We start from the raw sequence: 6,190 nt of genomic DNA on the forward strand, positions 1-6,190 counted from the left end.
GGGGGGGACCGTCAGTACCTGGCTCGGCGACGGCGGGCGGAGGAGGATGGGCGGCATGGAGGAGTTCGCCACGGTGCTGCGCTCGTGGCGCGACCGCATCCGTCCCGCCGACGTCGGCCTGCCCGCGGGCTCGGGCCGCCGCGCCACGGGCCTGCGCCGCGAGGAGCTGGCGGCGCTCTCGGGAGTGAGCGTCGACTACCTGGTGCGGCTCGAGCAGGGACGCGCGCCGAACCCGTCGCCGTCGATGCTCCGCTCGCTCGCGGTCGCGCTCCGGCTCACGGACAGCGAGCGCGACCACCTCTACCGGGTCGCCGGTGCCGCCGTCCCCTCGCCGGGCGTCGTGCCGCAGCACGTGAGCCCGGGCGTGCTGCGGATCGTCGACCGCCTGGGCGACGTGCCGCTCGCGGTGTTCACGGCGGCCCACGACATCCTGCTGTGGAACCCGCTCTGGGCCGCCCTCAACGGCGACCCCTCGGTGTACACCGGGCTGGAGCGGAACCTCGTCTGGCGGCACTTCACCTCCGGCCACGCCGGCACCGAGTTCGACGCGCAGCACGAGGAGGACTTCGCGAGCGACCTCGCGGCCGACCTGCGCGCGGCGACCGGGCGCTACCCGCGCGATCCGGCGCTCGCCGCCCTCGTCGCCCGGCTGCGCGAGGAGTCGCCCGAGTTCGAGCGGCGCTGGGCGGAGGCGCGCATCGCCGAGCACCGCGCGAGCCGGAAGACGGTGACGCGGACGCCCGTCGGACCGATCACGATCGACTGCGACGTGCTCACGGCTCCGGGCACCGACCTGCGGATCGTCGTCTACACGGTGGCGCCGGGCAGCGAGGACGAGGCGCGGCTCGACCTGCTGCGGGTGACGGGGCTGCAGGCGCTGAGCACGGCGCCGGCGTGAAGCGGGCAGGCGCGGCTGGGGCGCGCACAGCGGAGCGGGGCGCTGGCTGAACCGGGCTGAGCTGAGTCGAGCGGGCCGGGCTGAGCCGAGCCGCCGGGCGGGGTAGGCCGGGCTCGTCCCACGACGGGCGGGACTCGGCGCGGCCGACGGCGCAACCTGCCGATGCGGGCGAGCGGTGGCGAGTGACGGCCGAGGTGCACGGCGAGGCGCGTCTGCGGGGACATCCGCACCCCCGGACCCCCGCCTCCCTGCTCAGGACGCGCAGTACGCGGTGATGAACGCGTAGAGCTCGCCCTTCTGCTCGGGGGTCGCGGCGACGACGACGGTGCCCTGCCGGCCCGCGGTCTCGACGGTGACCGGCAGGCGCGTGCCGACCTTGTCCTCGGCGAGCGCGTGGGTGTCGCAGCGGGTGGGGACGGCGTCCAGGACCACGGAGTCGAGGGTTCCGGCGGGCACGGAGCGGTCGAGGGTCCAGGCGTCGGCGGCGTCGGGCGGCTGCAGGAGGATCGTGGCGTCGACGCTGCGGAGCACGATCGGGGCGCCGCGGACGTCGGCGGTGATCGTGAGGCGCGCCGGCTCGTGCGCGGCGCCTCCGGACGTGTCGATCCGCAGGGCGAGGTCGGCGTCGACGGTGCGGGCGAAGCAGCCGGACCGGGCGAGAGCGTCGACGAACGAGAACGGGTCGTCGGCGGGGTACGCGTGCTCGCCGTGGCCGTCGATGGCGAGGACGACCTCGAGCGCAGCGGGCGCCTCCGCGGCCGGGCAGGCGGGCTCGGGCACGTCGACGCGGAGGTCTCGCGAGGTCCCGTCGGGGACGCCCGTGCCGCCGGTCCAGGTGAGCGGGACGGCGAGGCGCGGGTCCACGAGGCGGGCCGCGGTGACCTCGATCGGGGCGCCGCTGCCGTTGTGGACCTCGAAGGCCATGGTGCCGCCGGCGATGTCGGAGCGGTTCTGCTGGACGGAGACGGTGACCCCAGGAGCCGGGGCGGACGGGGCGGAGGAGCGGGCCGGGTCGGGGGCGGCCTGAGCCGGGGTGGCGGTGGTCGCAGCCGCGGTGGTCGCAGCCGCGGTGGTCGCAGCCGCGGTGGCCGCAGCGGTGCCGCTCGGGGCGCCTGTCGCGCCTGCCGGCGCGCAGGCCGCGAGGGCGGGCAGGAGGAGCAGCGCGGCGGCGAGGGCGCGGAGGCGTCGCATCGTGCCTCCCTCCGCTCGCCGTCAGTCTGGCGCCCCGGACCCCTCTCCGCGAGCGGGCGCTTCGCCTCCCCAGCTCGATCGATGCGTCACGAACGGTCGCCACGGCGGCCGGATGACGACCGTTCGTGACGCATCGCCGGAGCGACAGGGGTGAGGACGGCGGACGCGCACCCATTCGGGTGTGCGTCCGCTCCGAAGAGAGGCGGGGACTTCAGGAGGAGACAGATGGCACGCGGCAGATGGCACGTCGGCACGATCGTCGCGCGAGTGCGCGCATCCGCAGCGATCGGGGCCTCCGGGCTCGACGCGGTGGAGCGGGCGGAGCGCCGGGCCGAGGTCCTGCGCATCGCCGGAGGAGTCGACTCCGGCCGTCTGGGCGACGACCAGGCGATCGCGGCGTTCGGCCGGATCGTCGACGGCCTGCAGCGCGACCTGCCCGGCTCGGCGCTCGGCGCCTAGCCCGCGAGGCCGGCGTCCCAGCACCCGCCCGGAGCGGACACCCGCCGAGCCGACATCCCGAGTCTCCGCGCGGCGCTGAGACCCGCCGGGCGAGCGTGCCGACGGCACACTGGGCGCCGAGACCCGGCACCCCGAGCGCCCGCGCGCCGCAGAGCCCCGCTACCCCAGCGTCCCGAGCGCGATCCGCGGCAGCAGCCGCTGGATCGCGACGGCCGCCGCGCCGCGCGCCCACTCCACCAGCCCGCCGTCGTCGACGAGCAGCGCCAGGGGCGGAGCGTCCGGGTCGCGCGTGGCCGCGATCGCGGCGTCCACCACCGCGGCCTGCTCCGTGTAGAGGGCGACGCCCTCCCCGGCCAGGATCACCGTGCCGGACATCGAGAGGTTGCCGATCGCGGCGATCATCGTCCCGAGCGCGCGGGCGGAGTCGGCGAGGATGCGCTCGGCACCGGGGTCGCCCGCGCGAGCGGCGGCGAAGCCCTCGGCCAGGGTCAGCTCGCGGCCGGTGGCGACGAAGAGCTGGCGGAGGAGCGAGGGCAGGCTGAGCATCGCGGTCGAGCAGCCGCGGTGGCCGGCCTCGCAGACGGGCCCGGTGGGATCCAGCGGGTAGTGGCCGCCCAGGCCGAGCCCCGCCTCCGGGGGCGCGACCACCCGGTCGTGCACCACCAGTCCGTAGCCGACGCCCGCGCCGACCGTGAGCACCGCGAAGTGCGGGATGCCGCGGCCGCGCCCGAACCAGTGCTCGGCTCCCGTGAGCGCGACCACGTCGTTCTCGAGGGCGACCGGCAGCCCGAGGGCGGCCGAGAGCGGAGCGGCGAGGTCGACGTCGCGCCAGCCGAGGAACGGCGCGCGGCTCACCCGGCCGTCGGCGGCGATGCTCCCGCCGAGCGTCACGCCCAGGCCTGCGAAGGCGGAGGGGCCGCCGAGCTCGTCGACGACCGAGACGATCGCGGCGATCACGTCGGCGGGCTCCGTGCCCGGCAGCGGGCGGACCAGCTCCCGCTCGGTCCGCGCGCGCAGGTCGGTGCGGACGGCGAGGACCTCGGTGCCGGTGATCTTCACGCCCGCGAAGCTCAGCGCGTCGGCGCGGATGTCGAGCGGTCGGGCGGGGCGGCCGACTCCGGTGCTCTGCTCGGGGCCCTCGACGACCAGGCCGCCGTCGAGGAACGGGCGCGCGAGCCGGGTCAGGCTGGCGGGCGAGAGGCCGAGGCGGCGGCCGAGCTCGGCCCGCGAGACGGGACCGTGGATCAGGACCTCGCGCGCCAGGAGCTCGGAGGAGCTCCCGGAGGCGTCCTCGGCGACGATGGTGTCGGTCACGGGGCTCCTTCTTTCCGGCCTGGTAGAAAGCTACCGGTAGCGCGCCGCCCCAGGAACAGATCCGGCCACTCGCGCCGCTCTTGACACCCCTATTACTTCTGCTCTAGAAATAAGCCATGCACCGCAGCATCGCCCCCACGAACGACTCCGTGACCCTCTCCGGCCGGGAATCGCGCCTCTTCCACTTGCAGGACGGGGGCACCAGCGTCGTCGTCGACGCCCGCCTCGTCACCTTCCCCACTATCGTGCACTGGGGCGCCGCGCTCGGAGATCTTTCCGCCGCCGAACTATCCGCCCTGGCAGACGCCGCCCTCCCCCAGCGCGTCTCGGGCGGGCTCGACGCCTTCGCGCCGTTCGGGCTCGTCGCCGTCGAGGCCGACGGCTGGCAGCACGCCCCCACCTTCGAGGGCACCCACGAGCGCGCGGCCGCGTCGGAGCGGTTCGAGGTCGAGAGCATCGAGGCGCTCGCCTCCGCCCTCCGGACCGTCGCCACCGGCGCGGGCGTGCGCCTGACCGTGGACCTCGAGGTCGACGCGGCCGGCCTGCTCACCCAGCGCGCCCGGGTCGAGAACCTCGACGCCCGCCCGTTCCGCCTCGAGCGCTTCGAGCTCGGCTTCCCGCTCCCCGCGACCGCGCGCGAGATCCTCGACACCACCGGGCACCACCTCCGCGAGCGCCACCCGCAGCGCCGCCCGCTGACCATCGGCGAGCACACCCGCCGCACCCGCCGCGGACGCCCCGGCGCCGACGCGACCCTCCTCCTCGCCGCGGGCACGCCCGGCTTCGGCTGGGAGCGCGGGCTCGTGCACGGCGTCCACCTCGGCTGGAGCGGCGACAGCTCGCTCCGCGCCGAGCGCACCGTCGAGGGCGTCTCGCTCCTCGCGGCCGGCGAGCTGCTGCGGCCCGCCGAGATCGAGCTCGCGCAGGGCGAGAGCTACGAGACGCCGGTCGCCTACGGCTCCTGGGGGGACGGGCTCAGCGCTCTGCAGGCCCGGTTCCACGCGTCGCTCCGCGCCCGCCCGCAGCACCCCGTCGCTCCGCGGCCCGTCACCCTCAACACCTGGGAGGCCGTCTACTTCGACCACGAGCTCGCTCGCCTCACCGCCCTCGCCGAGCGGGCCGCGCGGATCGGGGTCGAGCGCTTCGTGCTCGACGACGGCTGGTTCCTCGGCCGCCGCGACGACACCGCGGCGCTCGGCGACTGGACCGTCGACCCTTCGGTCTGGCCGGAGGGCCTCACTCCGCTGACGGACGTCGTCACCGGCCTGGGCATGCAGTTCGGCCTCTGGGTGGAGCCCGAGATGATCAGCCCCGACTCCGACCTGGCCCGCGCGCACCCGGAGTGGATCCTCGGCCCGGCCGGCCACCTCCCGGCCTCGGGGCGGCAGCAGCAGGTCCTCGACCTCTCGCAGCGCGGCGCGTTCGAGCACGTGCTCGACGCCCTCGACGCGCTGCTGATCGAGTACCCGATCGCGTACCTCAAGTGGGACCACAACCGCGACGTCATCGAGGCGGTCTCGCCCGCCACCGGCCGCTCCGCCGTCCACGAGAACGTCCTCGCGCTCTACCGCCTGCTCGACGAGCTGCGGTCCCGGCATCCCGGCGTCGAGATCGAGTCGTGCGCCTCCGGGGGCGCCCGCGTCGACCTCGGGATCCTCGCCCGCACCGACCGCATCTGGACGAGCGACTGCATCGACCCGCTCGAGCGGCAGACCATCCAGCCCTTCACCCAGCTGGTGGTGCCGCCCGAGCTGATGGGGCAGCACATCGGAGGGCCGCGGTCGCACTCGACGCAGCGCACCCACTCGCTCGCCTTCCGCGCCGGCACCGCGCTGCCCGGCCACCTCGGCATCGAGTGGGACGTCTCGGATCTCGCCCCCGCCGTCGAGGAGGAGCTGACCGCCTGGGTCGCCTTCCACCGCGAGCACCGGGCGCTGCTGCACACCGGGACGGTCGTGCGCGCCGACCTCGCCGACGACGCCGCCTCGCTCTCCGGAGTCGTCGCCGCCGACCGCTCCGCCGCCCTCTTCACCTTCGCCCAGCTCCGCACCGGCGAGACCTACCCGCCCGGCCGGATCACGCTCCCGGGCCTGGACCCGGAGCGCACCTACTCCGTGGCGCTCGCCCCGGTCACGTCGCCGCTCGGCGGCCCCGGGCAGTCGCCGCTCGGCTGGGCCGAGCGCGGGACCGCGCTCCGCGGCCGCGTGCTGGGCACCGTCGGGCTCCAGGCCCCCGTCCTCGATCCGGAGCAGCTCGTCGTGCGGAGCTGGGCGAAGGTGAAGAGGGCGGCGGAGCGGTCGGCGGCGACGACTCCGGAGAGCGAGGCGG

5 protein-coding genes are annotated in these 6,190 nt (G+C 76.0%); 3 read left to right on the forward strand and 2 right to left on the reverse strand.

All coding sequences use genetic code 11. The annotated features are described in order from the left end of the window. The coding region (locus C5C46_RS16325; protein ID WP_308471133.1) for a helix-turn-helix transcriptional regulator at positions 1-898 on the forward strand (898 nt) is incomplete at its 5' end. Between the two features lie 252 nt (positions 899-1,150). Here C5C46_RS16325 and C5C46_RS16330 read toward each other — a convergent pair. Continuing rightward, positions 1,151-2,089: a hypothetical protein gene (locus C5C46_RS16330; protein WP_104227465.1), complete on the reverse strand. Its 939-nt coding sequence runs from the start codon at positions 2,087-2,089 to the stop codon at positions 1,151-1,153. 225 nt (positions 2,090-2,314) lie between these two features. Here C5C46_RS16330 and C5C46_RS16335 point away from each other — a divergent pair, with 225 nt between their 5' ends. Beyond that, complete coding sequence (locus C5C46_RS16335; RefSeq protein WP_104227466.1) at positions 2,315-2,548, forward strand: hypothetical protein; 234 nt, start codon at positions 2,315-2,317, stop codon at positions 2,546-2,548. Between the two features lie 159 nt (positions 2,549-2,707). On the opposite strand, the gene C5C46_RS16340 is transcribed toward C5C46_RS16335, so the two are convergent. Continuing rightward, positions 2,708-3,862 carry an ROK family transcriptional regulator gene (locus C5C46_RS16340; protein WP_104227467.1) on the reverse strand — a complete coding sequence of 385 codons (1,155 nt, stop codon included), beginning with the start codon at positions 3,860-3,862 and terminating at the stop codon, positions 2,708-2,710. A gap of 116 nt (positions 3,863-3,978) precedes the next feature. Here C5C46_RS16340 and C5C46_RS16345 point away from each other — a divergent pair. Beyond that, positions 3,979-6,190, forward strand: a 2,212-nt coding sequence (locus C5C46_RS16345; protein ID WP_104227468.1) for an alpha-galactosidase, incomplete at its 3' end; no start/stop codon positions are given.

It is taken from the genome of Rathayibacter sp. AY1E6, assembly GCF_002931115.1.
Classification (GTDB): Bacteria; Actinomycetota; Actinomycetes; order Actinomycetales; family Microbacteriaceae; genus Rathayibacter.